The 14,761-nt window shown below is 71.3% G+C and carries 16 protein-coding genes; 11 read left to right on the top strand and 5 right to left on the bottom strand.

Annotated elements, in window-relative coordinates; genetic code table 11:
• The first annotated feature begins 5 nt into the window (after positions 1-5).
• Entirely contained in the window at positions 6-1,454 is a 1,449-nt protein-coding gene (locus tag ACIQCZ_RS03590; protein WP_365694126.1) for an aldehyde dehydrogenase family protein, read from the top strand.
• The gene (locus ACIQCZ_RS03585; RefSeq protein ID WP_402279275.1) at positions 1,444-2,349 is read left to right on the top strand and encodes an aldehyde dehydrogenase family protein; all 906 of its coding nucleotides are present in this window, start codon (positions 1,444-1,446) and stop codon (positions 2,347-2,349) included. The genes ACIQCZ_RS03590 and ACIQCZ_RS03585 overlap by 11 nt, the downstream gene beginning before the upstream one ends.
• Positions 2,350-2,418: 69 nt before the next feature.
• On the opposite strand, the gene ACIQCZ_RS03580 is transcribed toward ACIQCZ_RS03585, so the two are convergent.
• On the bottom strand, positions 2,419-2,835 hold the full coding sequence (locus tag ACIQCZ_RS03580; protein ID WP_402279273.1) for a hypothetical protein: 417 nt from the start codon (positions 2,833-2,835) through the stop codon (positions 2,419-2,421).
• A gap of 63 nt (positions 2,836-2,898) precedes the next feature.
• On the opposite strand from ACIQCZ_RS03580, the gene ACIQCZ_RS03575 reads away from it, so the two are divergent.
• Positions 2,899-3,606, top strand: coding sequence for a uridine kinase (locus ACIQCZ_RS03575; protein ID WP_402279270.1), 708 nt, complete (start codon positions 2,899-2,901; stop codon positions 3,604-3,606).
• A gap of 304 nt (positions 3,607-3,910) precedes the next feature.
• Here ACIQCZ_RS03575 and ACIQCZ_RS03570 read toward each other — a convergent pair whose 3' ends face one another.
• Positions 3,911-4,723: a SigE family RNA polymerase sigma factor gene (locus ACIQCZ_RS03570; RefSeq protein ID WP_402279268.1), complete on the bottom strand. Its 813-nt coding sequence runs from the start codon at positions 4,721-4,723 to the stop codon at positions 3,911-3,913.
• Positions 4,724-4,915: 192 nt separating this feature from the next.
• Here ACIQCZ_RS03570 and afsQ1 point away from each other — a divergent pair, with 192 nt between their 5' ends.
• The 5 genes from afsQ1 to ACIQCZ_RS03545 all read left to right on the top strand — a co-directional run bounded on the left by afsQ1 (position 4,916) and on the right by ACIQCZ_RS03545 (position 8,754).
• Positions 4,916-5,593: a two-component system response regulator AfsQ1 gene (gene afsQ1, locus ACIQCZ_RS03565; RefSeq protein WP_206433404.1), complete on the top strand. Its 678-nt coding sequence runs from the start codon at positions 4,916-4,918 to the stop codon at positions 5,591-5,593.
• Positions 5,590-7,128 carry an ATP-binding protein gene (locus ACIQCZ_RS03560; protein ID WP_402279265.1) on the top strand — a complete coding sequence of 513 codons (1,539 nt, stop codon included), beginning with the start codon at positions 5,590-5,592 and terminating at the stop codon, positions 7,126-7,128. The genes afsQ1 and ACIQCZ_RS03560 overlap by 4 nt, the downstream gene beginning before the upstream one ends.
• Positions 7,125-7,742: a hypothetical protein gene (locus ACIQCZ_RS03555; protein WP_402279262.1), complete on the top strand. Its 618-nt coding sequence runs from the start codon at positions 7,125-7,127 to the stop codon at positions 7,740-7,742. The genes ACIQCZ_RS03560 and ACIQCZ_RS03555 overlap by 4 nt, the downstream gene beginning before the upstream one ends.
• A gap of 168 nt (positions 7,743-7,910) precedes the next feature.
• On the top strand, positions 7,911-8,459 hold the full coding sequence (locus ACIQCZ_RS03550; protein WP_402279260.1) for a VanZ family protein: 549 nt from the start codon (positions 7,911-7,913) through the stop codon (positions 8,457-8,459).
• A gap of 94 nt (positions 8,460-8,553) precedes the next feature.
• A complete protein-coding gene (locus tag ACIQCZ_RS03545; RefSeq protein WP_402279258.1) occupies positions 8,554-8,754 on the top strand; it encodes a PspC domain-containing protein in 201 nt (66 codons plus the stop codon).
• A gap of 71 nt (positions 8,755-8,825) precedes the next feature.
• Here ACIQCZ_RS03545 and ACIQCZ_RS03540 read toward each other — a convergent pair whose 3' ends face one another.
• Together ACIQCZ_RS03540 and ACIQCZ_RS03535 are read right to left on the bottom strand one after the other, a co-directional pair.
• Complete coding sequence (locus ACIQCZ_RS03540) at positions 8,826-9,143, bottom strand: hypothetical protein (RefSeq protein ID WP_402279256.1); 318 nt, start codon at positions 9,141-9,143, stop codon at positions 8,826-8,828.
• A gap of 135 nt (positions 9,144-9,278) precedes the next feature.
• Positions 9,279-10,433, bottom strand: a complete 1,155-nt coding sequence (locus tag ACIQCZ_RS03535; protein ID WP_402279253.1) for an adenosine deaminase — start codon at positions 10,431-10,433, stop codon at positions 9,279-9,281.
• A gap of 103 nt (positions 10,434-10,536) precedes the next feature.
• Here ACIQCZ_RS03535 and ACIQCZ_RS03530 point away from each other — a divergent pair, with 103 nt between their 5' ends.
• Both ACIQCZ_RS03530 and ACIQCZ_RS03525 read left to right on the top strand, forming a co-directional pair.
• Positions 10,537-11,298 carry an alpha/beta hydrolase family protein gene (locus ACIQCZ_RS03530; protein WP_402279251.1) on the top strand — a complete coding sequence of 254 codons (762 nt, stop codon included), beginning with the start codon at positions 10,537-10,539 and terminating at the stop codon, positions 11,296-11,298.
• 299 nt (positions 11,299-11,597) lie between these two features.
• Positions 11,598-12,143: a hypothetical protein gene (locus ACIQCZ_RS03525; protein WP_402279249.1), complete on the top strand. Its 546-nt coding sequence runs from the start codon at positions 11,598-11,600 to the stop codon at positions 12,141-12,143.
• Positions 12,144-12,176: 33 nt separating this feature from the next.
• Here ACIQCZ_RS03525 and ACIQCZ_RS03520 read toward each other — a convergent pair whose 3' ends face one another.
• A complete protein-coding gene (locus ACIQCZ_RS03520) occupies positions 12,177-13,130 on the bottom strand; it encodes a LysR family transcriptional regulator (RefSeq protein WP_351086452.1) in 954 nt (317 codons plus the stop codon).
• 62 nt (positions 13,131-13,192) lie between these two features.
• Here ACIQCZ_RS03520 and ACIQCZ_RS03515 point away from each other — a divergent pair, with 62 nt between their 5' ends.
• Entirely contained in the window at positions 13,193-14,512 is a 1,320-nt protein-coding gene (locus ACIQCZ_RS03515; protein WP_402279246.1) for an MFS transporter, read from the top strand.
• Positions 14,513-14,761: the final 249 nt, after the last annotated feature.

Genomic DNA, 14,761 nt, shown 5'->3' with positions numbered 1-14,761 from the left:
TGACCATGGACAAGCAGACATCTGCATTCGAGTACGCACCAGCTCCCGAGTCGCGCTCGGTCGTCGACATCGCGCCCTCGTACGGCCTGTTCATCGACGGTGAGTTCACCGAGGCGGCCGACGGCAAGGTCTTCAAGACTCTCTCGCCGAGCAGCGAGGAGGTGCTCTCCGAGGTCGCGCAGGCAGGCGCCGCGGACGTCGACCGGGCCGTGAAGGCGGCCCGCAAGGCGTTCGAGAAGTGGTCGGCACTGCCCGGTTCCGAGCGTGCCAAGTACCTGTTCCGGATCGCCCGGATCATCCAGGAGCGCAGCCGCGAGCTCGCCGTTCTCGAAACCCTCGACAACGGCAAGCCGATCAAGGAGACCCGCGACGCGGACCTCCCCCTGGTCGCGGCGCACTTCTTCTACTACGCGGGCTGGGCCGACAAGCTGGACCACGCCGGTTTCGGCGCCAACCCCCGCCCCCTCGGCGTCGCGGGCCAGGTCATCCCCTGGAACTTCCCGCTCCTGATGCTTGCCTGGAAGATCGCCCCGGCGCTCGCCACCGGCAACACGGTGGTCCTCAAGCCCGCCGAGACGACCCCGCTCTCCGCGCTGTTCTTCGCGGACATCTGCCGCCAGGCCGGCCTGCCCAAGGGTGTCGTGAACATCCTCACCGGGTACGGGGACGCGGGCGCCGCGCTCGTCGAGCACGAGGACGTCGACAAGATCGCCTTCACCGGGTCGACGGCGGTCGGCAAGGCCATCGCGCGCCAGGTCGCCGGCACGGACAAGAAGGTCACCCTCGAACTGGGCGGCAAGGGCGCCAACATCGTCTTCGACGACGCCCCGATCGACCAGGCCGTCGAGGGCATCGTCACCGGCATCTTCTTCAACCAGGGCCAGGTCTGCTGCGCGGGCTCGCGACTGCTCGTGCAGGAGTCGGTCCAGGACGAGCTGCTGGACGCGCTCAAGCGCCGGCTGTCGACGCTCCGGCTCGGCGACCCGCTGGACAAGAACACCGACATCGGCGCGATCAACTCCGCGGAGCAGCTCGCCCGGATCACCGCACTCGTCGGGACGGGTGAGGCGGAGGGCGCCGAACGCTGGAGCGCCCCCTGCGAACTCCCCTCCTCCGGCTACTGGTTCGCCCCGACGCTGTTCACCAACGTCACCCAGGCGCACACCATCGCCCGCGACGAGATCTTCGGCCCGGTGCTGTCCGTGCTGTCGTTCCGCACGCCCGACGAGGCCGTCGCCAAGGCCAACAACAGCCAGTACGGCCTCTCGGCCGGCATCTGGACGGAGAAGGGCTCCCGCATCCTCGCGGTGGCGAACAAGCTCCGGGCGGGTGTCGTCTGGGCCAACACGTTCAACAAGTTCGACCCGACCTCGCCCTTCGGCGGCTACAAGGAATCGGGCTTCGGCCGCGAAGGCGGCCGTCACGGCCTGGAGGCGTACCTCGATGTCCGATAACCGTCTGAGCGTCTTCAAGACCTACAAGCTGTACGTCGGGGGCAAGTTCCCCCGCTCCGAGAGCGGCCGGGTGTACGAGGTGACCGACTCCAAGGGCAAGTGGCTGGCGAACGCCCCCCGGTCCTCCCGCAAGGACGCGCGGGACGCGGTCGTGGCCGCCCGCAAGGCGTTCGGCGGCTGGTCGGGCGCGACGGCGTACAACCGCGGCCAGGTCCTCTACCGCGTCGCGGAGATGCTGGAGGGCCGCAAGGAGCAGTTCGTACGCGAAGTGGCGGACGCGGAGGGCCTGTCGAAGTCCAAGGCGGCGGCCGTCGTGGACGCGGCGATCGACCGCTGGGTCTGGTACGCGGGGTGGACCGACAAGATCGGCCAGGTCGTGGGCGGGGCCAACCCGGTCGCGGGCCCGTTCTTCAACCTGTCCACGCCCGAGCCGACCGGAGTGGTCGCGGTCCTGGCGCCCCAGAAGTCGTCGTTCCTGGGGCTGGTCTCGGTGATCGCCCCGGTGATCGCGACCGGCAACACGGCGGTCGTCATCGCCTCGGCGGACTCCCCCCTCCCGGCCCTGTCCCTGGGCGAGGTGCTGGCCACCTCCGACCTGCCGGGCGGTGTGGTGAACATCCTGTCCGGGGGGACGGCGGAGATCGCGACACCGCTGGCGTCCCACCAGGACGTGAACGCCATCGACCTCACGGGCGCGGACACGGCGCTGGCGAAGGAGCTGGAGATCGCGGCGGCGGACAACCTGAAGCGGGTGTTCCGCGCGCAGGCCACGAACGAGGACAGCGCCTCCGACTGGTCGGCCGATCCCGGCACCCACCGCCTGACGGCCTTCCTGGAGACGAAGACGGTCTGGCACCCCACGGGTGCGCTGGGCGTCTCGGGGTCCTCGTACTGAGCCGTGCGACCGCGGCCCGCTCCCCGGGAATCCCCGAAGGAGCGGGCCGCGCCCGCGTGCGCGCGCTTCTCAGCCGTGCAGCGCTCCTGCCGCCTGCCCGGCCACCGGGAGGTCCTTCAGCGCGCCGCCGCTGGTCAACGGGTCGGTGACGGCGGCCGTGGAGAGCGGCTTGAAGTCGGCGACCTGCGTCCCCACCGCGTTGTCCAGCGGGTCCGTGCCCGTACCGGCCAGCGGGTCGAGCCGGAGATGCGTGACCGGTGCGACGCCGCTCCTGAGCGACTGCCCGACCGCCCCGGTCACCGCGTCGCCGGCCGCCTCCGAGACCCCACCGAGGCTGCTGTCGGTGCCCGCGGCCGGAGCGAGGGGCAGCGGCGCCGCCTGGGCCGCCGCACCCCCCGCGCCGATCGCGGCACCCACCGCGGTGACGGTCAGACCTGCCCGCAGCAGGGCGCGGCGCCGGGACTTGGAAAGTGCGTGACGTGCCATGGATTTCCCACCTGATCGAGAAGATCGAGTAACCATCTGGGCACGTAGAGTAGTTGAGGTGTGATGCTCGATACCAACCCGACCTCCGGGGGATCCCCTGCGCGGGTCAATGCCTCACACTCGTGTCCTGTGAATTCCCAACCTCCCCCGACCCGCGTCGTGCTGCTCGCGGGCCCTTCCGGCTCCGGCAAGTCCTCCCTGGCCGCCCGCACCGACCTGCCGGTGCTGCGTCTGGACGACTTCTACAAGGAGGGCGACGACCCCACCCTGCCGCTCGTTCCCGGCAGCACGGACATCGACTGGGACTCCGCGCAGTCCTGGGACGCCGATGCGGCGGTGGCCGCGATCACGGAGCTGTGCCGCACGGGACGCACCGACGTCCCGGTGTACGACATCGCCACGAGCTCCCGTGTCGACCGGGAGGCCTTCCACATCCAGCGCACCCCGCTGTTCGTGGCCGAGGGCATCTTCGCGGCGGACATAGTCGAACGGTGCCAGGAGCTGGGCGTCCTCGCGGACGCGCTGTGCCTGCGCGGCCGCCCCTCGACGACATTCCGCCGACGGCTGCTGCGGGATCTGCGCGAGGGGCGCAAGTCGGTGCCGTTCCTGCTGCGGCGCGGGTGGCGGCTGATGCGGGCGGAGCGGCGGATCGTGGCGCGGCAGACGGCGCTGGGCGCGTATCCGTGCGGCAAGGAGGAGGCGCTGGGTCGGCTGGCCGCCGCCGCGGCGGGCCGGTGCCGACGGGCGCCCGCGGCACGGGGGACGGTCTAGGTGTTCTGCCCATGGAGGTTGGTGACGGGGTTCACGGCTGAGTGATCTTGAAATGGGTGAGGGCCTTTCTGGTCGCGGTGCAGATGTCGCAATCCACACCGAACCCGGAAGGCCCTCATCCGTTCAAGATCCCTCAGCCGAGATCTCGCTCACCTGTCCACAACCTCCCCGGACAGAACACCTAGCTGCCATGACGACGGGGTCGGACGGGCCCCCAGCCCGTCCGACCCCGCAGCACTTCCCCCGTGCACCACCGCCTCCCCCGAAGCGGCGGCCCCCCTCGTCCCCCGTATCCCCCGTCCCCTCAGGCCACCAGCTCGCCGAAGGACTCCTCCTCGTCACGGCCGAAGCTGAGGACCTCGTCCTCGCGCAGCCGGCGGAGCGACCGCCAGATGCTGGACTTCACCGTGCCGACACTGATGTCGAGGATGGCCGCGATCTCCGGGTCGGTGCGGCCCTCGTAGTAGCGCAGGACCAGCATCGTGCGCTGGAGCTCCGGCAGCCGCGCGAGCGCCTGCCAGAGCACGGCGCGCAGTTCCGTGCCCCGCATCGCGTCCGTGTCGCCCGCCGTCTCCGGCAGCTCCTCGGTCGGGTACTCGTTGAGCTTGCGCCTGCGCCAGGCGCTGATGTGCAGATTGGTCATGGTGCGGCGCAGATAGCCGCCGACCGCCGCCTTGTCACTGATCCGGTCCCACGCACGGTAGGTCGAGAAGAGAGCGCTCTGCAGCAGATCCTCGGCCTCGAACCGGTCACCGGTCAGGTGATAGGCGGTTGCGTACAGGGAGGCGCGGCGCTCCCGGACGTAGGCCGTGAACGCCGTTTCGGCGTCCTCGACCTGTGCCGGGGCCTTCCGCTCCCCCGTGACCTCCCCGTACGCGGCTCCCCCGTTGCTCCCCCCGCCGTTTCCCCCGTTGCCCCCCACGGACGCGTCGATCACCGTCATGTACGACGTGTGCTGACGCCCGGCGCCCCGAACGCACCCCCGCCCGCCGCCGAGCTCTCGGCTCCGGTCGAGCAGGGAGGCGCCCCCCACGGCACCGGATTTCTCGGTGCTCCTGCCGACATCGTGGAGACGCGTGACAACTGCGCTTGCGGTGGTGCTGTGAGTTGCGTTCATCTCGCGCCCCCCATCGGTGGAGTCCGTCCGTTCCTTGTGCCAATGAGCTTGCCGGGGCAGTTTCATCGGGCTGTCCGCCGACTGTCACAGCCCTGTCACAGGGCCTGCCGTCGGCGCGTCGCCGGTGCGCCGGATGTATGAGTCGGCGCCAACTGTCGAACTGGGGCTCCACCATGGGTCAGAATGACCAGCGTGCCTTTCCTGTTGCTGATCGAGGACGACGACGCCATCCGCACGGCCCTCGAACTCTCGCTGTCACGCCAGGGCCACCGTGTGGCCACCGCGGCGACGGGAGAGGACGGCCTCAAACTGCTGCGTGAGCAGCGGCCGGATCTGATCGTGCTGGATGTGATGCTGCCCGGCATCGACGGTTTCGAGGTGTGCCGGCGCATCCGGCGCACCGACCAACTGCCGATCATTCTGCTGACCGCGCGCAGCGACGACATCGACGTCGTGGTGGGACTCGAGTCCGGTGCCGACGACTATGTGGTGAAGCCCGTGCAGGGCCGGGTGCTCGACGCCCGCATCCGGGCGGTGCTGCGCCGCGGTGAGCGCGAGTCCACCGACTCCGCGTCCTTCGGGAGCGTGGTGATCGACCGTTCCGCGATGACCGTGACCAAGAACGGCGAGGATCTGCAGCTCACGCCGACCGAGCTGCGACTCCTGCTGGAGCTGAGCCGCCGGCCGGGCCAGGCCCTGTCACGGCAGCAGCTGCTGCGGCTGGTCTGGGAGCACGACTACCTCGGTGACTCCCGGCTCGTGGACGCCTGTGTGCAGCGGCTGCGCGCCAAGGTGGAGGACGTGCCGTCCTCGCCGACCCTGATCCGTACCGTTCGGGGTGTGGGCTACCGGCTGGATTCGCCTCAGTGAGTGATGCCGTCGAACGGACCCTGCTCACCGGGCTTCGCTGGACCAGTCTGCGGCTGCGTCTCGTCGTCGTGTTCGCGCTGGTGGCACTGACCGCCGCCGTGTCCGCCTCGGGGATCGCGTACTGGCTGAACCGCGAGGCCGTGCTGACCCGCACCCAGGACTCCGCCCTCGGGGACTTCCGTCAGGAGATGCAGAACCGGGCGGCCTCGCTGCCGCCGCAACCCACCAAGGACGATCTGCAGAACGCCGCCGTGCAGATGGCGAGCAGCTCGCCCGGCTACAGCGTGCTGCTGGTCGACGAGCGCGACCGCGGCAAGCCGATCGTCGGCAACTCCGACCTGGACACCTTCACGCTCGACAACGTGCCGCTGTCGCTGCAGAAGGCCGTCAACAAGAAGCAGCCGATCGAGGCGGGCAACAAGTACGCGTACCACCTCTTCTGGCAGCGGACCAGCATCCGCGGCACGCCGTATCTGGTGGGCGGGACGAAGATCATCGGCGGCGGCCCGACCGGTTACATGCTGAAGTCCCTCGACCAGGAGCGTCAGGATCTGAACTCGCTCGCGTGGTCGCTGGGGATCGCCACCGGGCTCGCGCTGGTCGGCTCGGCGCTGCTCGCGCAGGCCGCCGCGACGACCGTGCTGCGCCCCGTTCAGCGGCTCGGGGACGCCGCGCGCAAGCTCGGCGAGGGCAAGCTCGACACCCGGCTCGTGGTCTCCGGCACCGATGAACTCGCCGATCTCTCCCGTACGTTCAACCGGACCGCGAGTTCGCTGGAGAAGAGGGTCGCGGACATGAGTGCGCGGGACGAGGCGAGCCGGCGGTTCGTCGCCGACATGTCGCACGAACTGCGCACCCCGCTCACCGCGCTGACCGCCGTCACCGAGGTGCTGGAGGACGAGGCGGACAGCCTCGATCCGATGATCGCGCCGGCGGTGCACCTGGTGGTGAGCGAGACCCGGCGCCTCAACGACCTGGTGGAGAACCTGATGGAGGTCACCCGCTTCGACGCAGGCACGGCCCGGCTCGTCCTCGACACGGTCGATGTCGCCGACCAGGTCACCGCCTGCATCGACGCCCGCGCCTGGCTGGACGCGGTGGATCTGGACGCCGAGCGCGGCATGCTGGTCCGCCTCGACCCCCGGCGGCTCGATGTGATCCTGGCGAATCTGATCGGCAACGCCCTCAAGCACGGCGGTTCGCCGGTGCGGGTCGCGGTGCGGACCGAGGGCGACGAACTCGTCATCGAGGTCCGCGACCACGGCCCCGGCATCCCCGAGGACGTCCTGCCGCACGTCTTCGACCGGTTCTACAAGGCCAGCGCCTCCCGGCCGCGCTCCGAGGGCAGTGGCCTCGGTCTGTCGATCGCCATGGAGAACGCGCACATCCACGGCGGCGACATCACGGCCGCGAACTCACCGGACGGCGACGGCGCGGTGTTCGTCCTGCGGCTGCCGCGCGACGCCGAGCCGCTCACCCGTTCCGACGGGGACCGCGACCCGGGCAACCAGGACGAAGAGGGCGAGGCGACATGACGGGCGGCAACCGCCGGGCGGCCCGGTCGGCCGTGGCGCTGGCCGGTGCCGTGACCGCCGCCGTGCTGGCCACGGGCTGCGGGATCAGGACCACCTCCGTGCCGGTGGACGCCGGGGCGGCGCCGTCCCGGGTGCCGTGCTCGATGTCCGCGCAGGACGTCACCACCCAGGCCCTCCAGGGCATCCCCGTACAGATCTATCTGGTCTGCTCCTCGCAGCTCGTCACGGTGGACCGCACGGTGCGGGTCGGGGACGCGAAGTCGGACCGGATCCGGCTGGCGCAGACGCTCCTGGAGGAACTGGAGCGGAAGCTGTCCGCCGACGAGCGGCGGGCCGGGTTCACCACGGCCGTGCCGGCCGGGCTGCGGATCGGCCCGGCCCGCAGCGGCGACCGGCAGGGCACGCTGCGGCTCAGCGAGCAGCCGGAGGATCTGCCGGCCGAGGCGCTGGCCCAGATCGTGTGCACGTACGCGGAGAGCAAGACGCTCGCCCCGCAGGGCACGGTGGTGCTGGCCGGGCCCGGCACATACGCGCCGCGCGGGTATGTGTGCACCGCGGAGACGAAGGCGCGGCCGAAGGCCGTGCCGACGCCGGCGGCGCAGCCGAAGGCCTGAGAGCGCGGGAATGCCGGGGCGCGGGAGACGTCCGGGGGCCGGTTCGCCGTTCCCGCGCGCCGGGTGGACCGGGCCCGGCCCGAGCCGGTCGGGGCGCCGAACGGGCCGGGCGACGGGTTCGTCGGGCTCGGCGGAACCGATCCTGCCGCCCGGCGCGTCTTGGGGGGCGTGCGTCAAGGTTCGGGCAGTCGAGCTGCCACCCACTTCCGCGCGGCCGGGATCTCTCTCCTCCTCGCGCATCTGCTGCTTGTCGGCTGGCTGACGCTGCGCCCCCTCGACGTGCCGTGGACGACGGCCTCGAACCTCCACCCGCTCGCCGGCATCAGAGCGGACCTGTCGCTCGGCCCGGCCGAGGCCACCCGCCGGATCGGCGCGGGACTGCTGCTGCTGGCCCCGCTCGGCGTACTGCTGCCGATGGCCGGAGGGCGGCTGTTCGTCTCCCCGTGGGCCTCGATGGCCCGTACCGTCGCGGCCGGGGCGATGATCTCGCTCGCCATCGAACTGCTGCAGACCGGAGTGCCGGGGCAGGTCGTCGACGTCGACTCGCTGTTGCTGAACACGATCGGTGTGGCGCTCGCCCATCTGCTGGTCGTACCCGTGTGCCGGGCGCGGCTGCGCCGCAGGAAGCAGCGGCGGATCAGGGTGATGCCCCGCCCCAGGGACGAGCCGGCTCAGGGGCCGACCCCGACGATTCCCAGGGTCGGCATCGCACCGTAGAGCGATGCTTTGCCCCTGTTCGCCGGGCGACCATGGATGCATCGGGAGCACGACGGAGCTGCTCCCTCAGCAACGGTTCACGAAGGAGCCCGCCATGGCCGCACTCGCCCGCCCCCTCGAAGGACGCATGATCGGTGGAGTGTGCGCGGCGCTGGCACGGCGCTTCGGCACCTCCGCGGGAACCATGCGCGTCATCTTCCTGCTCTCCTGCCTGCTGCCGGGGCCGCAGTTCCTGCTCTACCTGGCGCTGTGGGTGCTCCTCCCCGCCGAGACGACCTCGTCCACCGCCTGGTGAGGCGTCGCATCACATGCCTGTGGGGCGGACACCCGGTTCGGGTGTCCGCCCCACAGGCATGTGTACGGGGATCAGCCGCCGAGCGGGAGGCCGTTGGTCGACAGACCGCCGGTCTTCAGGCCACCCGCGGGCAGACCGCCGAGCAGGCCCTTGACCGGCGCGGTGGCGCCGCCGACGAGCTTCTGCTGGCCGGTGCCGAGAAGCTTGGTGGTCGCGTCCTGGGCCGGCAGGGTCCGGGTGGCGGTCTCCAGCGCCGAGCCGGCGGCCGGCAGGGTGGTGGCCGCGGCGTCGGTCGGCAACACGGCGGCGGAGGCGGTGCCCGCGGCGGCAGCGGCGAAAGCGGCACCGAGCGCGGCGACGCCGAGAGTCCTGACGGCAGACTGCTTCATGTGAAATTCATCCTTGGGGAGGGGGAAGTGAGCGGCTCCGAAACGTAGTCAGCCCACTACCCGTCCCGCAAACACGCCCCACCCGGGCAACGGCAGGGAATTCGCCCTCCCGGCCGTTCTCCCCGAAAGTGTGAATCAGTCCCCGGAAGTCGAAGAGACGCTGGTCGTGGCGGTCTGCTCGAAGAGCCACTCGGACTTCAGCTCCGCATATCCGGGCTTGATCACATCATTGATCATCGCGAGACGTTCATCGAAAGGGATGAACGCGGATTTCATCGCATTGACGGTGAACCACTGCATGTCGTCGAGCGTGTATCCGAAAGTCTCGGTCAGCTTCTCGAATTCACGGCTCATGGTCGTACCGCTCATCAGCCGGTTGTCCGTGTTCACGGTGACCCGGAAATACAGCTTCCGCAGCAGCCCGATGGGGTGCTCGGCGTAGGAGGCGGCGGCGCCGGTCTGGAGGTTGGAGGTGGGGCACAGCTCCAGCGGGATGCGCTTGTCCCGTACGTAGGAGGCGAGTCGGCCGAGCTTCACACCGCCGTCCTCGGTGACCTCGATGTCGTCGATGATGCGGACGCCGTGGCCGAGCCGGTCGGCGCCGCACCACTGGAGGGCCTGCCAGATCGACGGCAGGCCGAAGGCCTCGCCCGCGTGGATGGTGAAGTGGTTGTTCTCGCGCTTGAGGTACTCGAACGCGTCGAGGTGCCGGGTGGGCGGGAAGCCCGCCTCCGCGCCCGCGATGTCGAAGCCGACGACGCCCTGGTCGCGGTAGCGGTTGGCGAGTTCGGCGATCTCCAGGGAGCGGGCCGCGTGCCGCATCGCGGTGAGGAGGGCGCCCATGCGGATGCGGTGCCCGTCCCGGCGGGCCCGCCGCTCGCCCTCGCGGAAGCCCTCGTTGACCGCTTCGACGACCTCTTCGAGGGTCAGCCCGGCTTCCAGGTGCTGCTCGGGGGCGTACCGCACCTCGGCGTAGACGACACCGTCCGCGGCCAGGTCCTCGGCGCACTCGGCGGCCACCCGGAACAGCGCCTCACGGGTCTGCATGACGGCGCAGGTGTGGGCGAACGTCTCCAGATAGCGCTCCAGCGACCCGGAGTCGGCCGCCTCGCGGAACCAGATGCCGAGCTTGTCGGGCTCGGTCTCGGGGAGTCCGTCGTATCCGCTCGCGAGGGCGAGGTCGACGATCGTTCCCGGGCGCAGGCCGCCGTCGAGGTGGTCGTGGAGAAGGACCTTGGGGGCACGTCGGATCTGATCCTGGCCGGGCACATGGAGGGTCGGGCTCATCATTTGGGCACTCTAGCGCCTACGCGCGTAGATTGTCGCTTGCCGATACGTAACAGTGACCGCGAATACGGGTGGAGTACACCTGTCCTTCTGACACTGTTCTGTCATGGCACAGCGCGCACTCCCCCTGCCTGCTGCGAGGCTGGGACGGGCCGTCAGGACGGCCGGAGCACCATCTGCGGTCAGCGGCGTGGTTCTGCTGCTCCCGGACGGCGAGGCCGACTCGCACCGCCGCCCCTCCCCCCTTTCGTACGCCCTCCAGCTGCCGCTGGCCCGGACCCTGGCCCGCGCGGGCCAGGAGGACGGGCTCGCCGCGCATGTCGTGCGCTACAGCTGCCGGGGCTGGAACACGACCGACGCGCAGCTCGCGGCGGACGCCCGTTGGGCGGTGGACGAGGTCGTACGGCGCTACGGCGACGTCCCCGTCTGCCTCGTCGGCCACGGCATGGGCGGCCGGGCCGCGCTCCGGGCGGGCGGCCACGCGGCGGTCGGCTCCGTCCTGGCGATGGCTCCGTGGCTGCCCGAGGACGCACGGGACGAGCCGGAGCCGGTGAAGCATCTGGTGGGCCGGCACGTCCTGCTCGTCCACGGCACGAACGATGCCCGCACCGATCCCGAGCTCTCCTTCCGGCTGGCCGAACGGGCCAAGAAGGCCAACCGTGACACCTGCCGTTTCGAGGTCCACTCGGACGGCCACGGTCTGCGCCAGCACCGGGCCGAAGTGGCGGCCCTGGTCACGGACTTCGTCCGCGGCTCGCTCTTCGGCCGGGCATACGCCCGCCCGGTGGCGGACGCCCTGGCGGCGCCGCCACCGCTGGGGCTGCGGATGCCGCTGGCCGCGGGGTTCGGCAGGTCGTTGCGGGACTGAGGCGACCAACTGGCGGGGGCCGAGCGGCACAGGGTGTGGCCGCACCCGGTCGGCCGCGCAACCGGCTTCACGGCGAACGGAGTTGAGTACGGGCACTCATGCCTCTCACGACCACGGCTCATAGGTTGATCACACGATGAGCAGCCATGAACAGCGACGACACGAGGGGGGCTCATGAGTACCGGGATCCACAGCGCGAGTACCGCCTTCGGGAGGCGGCCGACGGTCCGCCCGGTGACGGCGGCCAAAGGTGCGGTGCACACGGCGCCAGAGGGCGGGACGGCGAAGGTGAGGCGCTCGTGACCGCGGTGAGGGTACGCGTGCTGGAGGGGCCGCCACTGGTGGAGTGGCTGTGCGCCGAAACGGCCCTCACCTGGGTCTGCGTCACCGTCGTGGGTGTCCTCGGCCCTTGGGGGGACCATCCGACGAGGTGGTTCCTCCCCACCTGCCTGCTGCTGCCGGTCGTGCTGCACTACGCGCTGCGGGGCCGGTTCGCCGTACGACTGGACGATGCCGGGATCACGGTCGTCCGGCCCTGGAGCCGTCGGCGCGTGCCCTGGGCGGAGGTGGGCGGGATCCGGTTCACTCCGCTCCCGGTCGGGGAGGACGACATCGCCTGGTGGGCCGTGACGACGACCGTGGGGGCCGCACGCACACTGCCCCTGGCCACCGTCCGCGACACCGACGAACCGGCGTTCGACGCCCTGCGCCGGCACGGGCTGCTGTTCCGGCCGTTCGCCGACCGCGGCCTCGGTGTGCTCGGCACGCCGGAGGACTCGCGCGCACACGCGTACTTCGAGCGGGCCGTACGCGCGGCCGGGGGCCGGTCATCGGGTGGACGGTGAGCCGGGACCCTCTCCGGCGCCGTCCCGGCCCGGTCAGTCCGGCAGCAGATGCCCCCGCCTCGACAGCAGGAAGCGTTTGAAGGCGGCCACCGGCGGGGTGTCCGGGTGGCCGTCCAGCCAGGCGACGCCGATCTCGCGGGCCGCCCTCGGGGCCGTCACGGTGAGCTCGACGACGCCGGGGCGGGCCACCGCGGGCGGCGGCAGCAGGGCCACACCGAGACCCGCCGCGACCAGGCCGCGCAGGGTCTCCGCCTCCTCGCCCTCGAAGGCGACGCGTGGTGTGAACCCCGCCTCCGCGCACAGGTCGTCGGTGATCCGCCGCAGGCCGTAACCCGGTTCGAGGGTGACGAACTTCTCGTCGGCGGCCTCCGCCAGGCGGATGCGACGACGCGAGGCGAGCCGGTGGTCCTCGGGGACGACAAGACGCAGCCGCTGTTCGTCGAGGCGGCGAGCGACCAGATCCGGGGCGTCCGGGACGGGTGAGGTGAGGCAGAGGTCGAGGCCGCCCGCCCGGAGGCGTTCGATCATCGCCTCGCCGTAGTTCTGCACGAGCTGGAAGCGGACCCGGGGGTGGTCGGCGCGGAAGGCGCGGAGCAGGGCGGGCACGGTCTCGGAGCCCATGGTGTGCAGAAAGCCGAAGGCGACCTTGCCGGTGGCCGGGTCGGCGTCGGCCCGTACCGAGTCGGCGGCCTTCTCGACCTCGGCGAGGGCCCGCTCGGCGGAGCCCAGGAAGGTGCGGCCCGCGGGGGTCAGGGAGACGGTGCGGCCCTTGCGGGCGAACAGGGCGACCCCCAGGTCCTGTTCGAGCCTGACCATCGACCGTGAGAGCGTCGACTGCGGGACGCCGAGCTCGTGCGCTGCGCGGGTGACGTGCTCGTGCCGGGCGACCGCCTCGAAGTGGGCCAGCCTCGGCGCGAGGACCGCGCGAATGTCTTCTTCGTAACTGCTCGGTGACAGCCGTGGCCGTGAGCTGCGTTCATGCACCATGGGATTGATTATCGCCAATTCGTGCATTGGACGCATGAAACCGGGGAGCCTACTTTCGAACCATGCCTCCTGCCAGTACCGGGGCGTCCACCCTCACGGTGGCCGCCTCGCCCCAGCCGTCCCCCGTCGCCGCTGCCGCCACCACCGGCCCCGCCGGACCGGACCGTCTCGAACCCGGCCGCCCCGGTTACCGCCGGATGAGCTTCGCGCTCTTCGCCGCCGGTGTCGCGACCTTCGCACTCCTCTACTCCACCCAGGCCCTGCTGCCCGCCGTCTCCGCGTCCCTCGGCGCCACGGCCGGACAGGCCAGCTGGACGGTCTCCGCCGCGACGGGCGCCCTGGCGCTGTGCGTGCTGCCGATGAGCGCGCTCTCCGAGCGCTTCGGGCGACGGCAGATGATGACCGCCTCCCTGACGGTCGCCGTGCTGGTCGGGCTGCTCGTGCCCTTCGCTCCCTCGCTGGGCTGGCTGATCGCGCTGCGCGCCGTCCAGGGCGCGGCACTGGCCGGGCTGCCCGCCTCCGCGATGGCCTACCTGGCGGAGGAGGTACGGCCGAAGGCGCTGGTCGCCGCGATCGGACTGTTCGTGGCGGGGAACAGCATCGGCGGGATGAGCGGCCGGATCCTGACCGGCTGGATCGCCCAGCTGTGGGGCTGGCGGGCGGCGCTCGGAGCGGTCGGGCTGCTGGCCGTGGCCTGCGCGGTGGTCTTCCACTTCATGATCCCCGCGGCCCGGCACTTCACCCCGGGCTCGCTGAACCCGAAGGCCCTGGCGAAGACGGTGGGCGGGCATCTCGCCGACCCCCTGCTGCGCCGGCTGTACGCGATCGGCGCGCTGTTCATGACGGTGTTCGGCGCGGTCTACACGGTGATCGGCTACCGACTGGTGGAGGCGCCGTTCAACCTCCCGCAGGGGATCGTCGGCTCGATCTTCCTGGTCTATCTCGTCGGTACGGTCTCCTCCGCGGCGGCGGGCAAGCTGGTCGCCCGGCTCGGCCGCCGGGGCGCGCTGTACCTCGCCGTCTCCACCACGGCCGCCGGTCTGGTGCTCTCGCTCGCCGACCGGCTGGCCGCCGTACTCCTCGGCCTGGTCCTGATCACCGCGGGCTTCTTCGCCGGACACGCGGTCGCCTCCTCGTCCGTGAGCCGTACGGCGACGAAGGGCCGGGCACAGGCGTCGGCGCTCTACCAGTCCGCGTACTACCTGGGCTCCAGCGCGGGCGGCACGCTCGGCGCGGTCGCCTTCCACGCCGGGGGCTGGGCCGGGACCGTGTCGTTGGGGCTCCTCGCCGTCCTCGGCGTCGTCTCGATCACGCTGTACGGCTCACGGGCCGCGCGCGCCGAGCGCCGCCGGCTCCTGCCGGTGGCGTCCGTACAGAACTGAGACATACGAGGCACAACCATCCACTCCCCGACGCGCGTCTAGTGCTGTGGCCGGAAAGGTTTACCAGGAGGCTCGCGGCGTCCGGTGCGGTGCGTCGCAAGGCGGAGGATCGCCCTCGTGCCGGCCGCACTCGGGTGATGCGACAACGCGGCGAGGTGCCGTGCCGGGCGTCGCGAGCCGGTGAACCTTTCCGGCCACAGCACTAGCAGGCGGAATCACCTCACGGCGCGCGAAGGGAAGTTGGCGTAC

The organism is Streptomyces sp. NPDC093149 (genome assembly GCF_044754145.1).
GTDB lineage: Bacteria > Actinomycetota > Actinomycetes > Streptomycetales > Streptomycetaceae > Streptomyces.
Note: the sequence above shows the minus strand (reverse complement) of the source record. Positions and strands in the feature narration are given on the sequence as shown.

What these genes read in the sequence shown, in the direction of transcription:
- ACIQCZ_RS03535 (WP_402279253.1), bottom strand. Translation starts at nt 10,433, where the DNA reads ATGATGAGCCCGACCCTCCATGTGCCCGGCCAGGATCAGATCCGACGT.
- ACIQCZ_RS03515 (WP_402279246.1), top strand. Translation starts at nt 13,193, where the DNA reads ATGCCTCCTGCCAGTACCGGGGCGTCCACCCTCACGGTGGCCGCCTCG.
- ACIQCZ_RS03520 (WP_351086452.1), bottom strand. Translation starts at nt 13,130, where the DNA reads ATGGTGCATGAACGCAGCTCACGGCCACGGCTGTCACCGAGCAGTTAC.
- ACIQCZ_RS03580 (WP_402279273.1), bottom strand. Translation starts at nt 2,835, where the DNA reads ATGGCACGTCACGCACTTTCCAAGTCCCGGCGCCGCGCCCTGCTGCGG.
- ACIQCZ_RS03555 (WP_402279262.1), top strand. Translation starts at nt 7,125, where the DNA reads ATGACGGGCGGCAACCGCCGGGCGGCCCGGTCGGCCGTGGCGCTGGCC.
- ACIQCZ_RS03545 (WP_402279258.1), top strand. Translation starts at nt 8,554, where the DNA reads ATGGCCGCACTCGCCCGCCCCCTCGAAGGACGCATGATCGGTGGAGTG.
- ACIQCZ_RS03530 (WP_402279251.1), top strand. Translation starts at nt 10,537, where the DNA reads ATGGCACAGCGCGCACTCCCCCTGCCTGCTGCGAGGCTGGGACGGGCC.
- ACIQCZ_RS03540 (WP_402279256.1), bottom strand. Translation starts at nt 9,143, where the DNA reads ATGAAGCAGTCTGCCGTCAGGACTCTCGGCGTCGCCGCGCTCGGTGCC.
- ACIQCZ_RS03570 (WP_402279268.1), bottom strand. Translation starts at nt 4,723, where the DNA reads ATGAACGCAACTCACAGCACCACCGCAAGCGCAGTTGTCACGCGTCTC.
- ACIQCZ_RS03590 (WP_365694126.1), top strand. Translation starts at nt 6, where the DNA reads ATGGACAAGCAGACATCTGCATTCGAGTACGCACCAGCTCCCGAGTCG.
- ACIQCZ_RS03575 (WP_402279270.1), top strand. Translation starts at nt 2,899, where the DNA reads ATGCTCGATACCAACCCGACCTCCGGGGGATCCCCTGCGCGGGTCAAT.
- ACIQCZ_RS03585 (WP_402279275.1), top strand. Translation starts at nt 1,444, where the DNA reads ATGTCCGATAACCGTCTGAGCGTCTTCAAGACCTACAAGCTGTACGTC.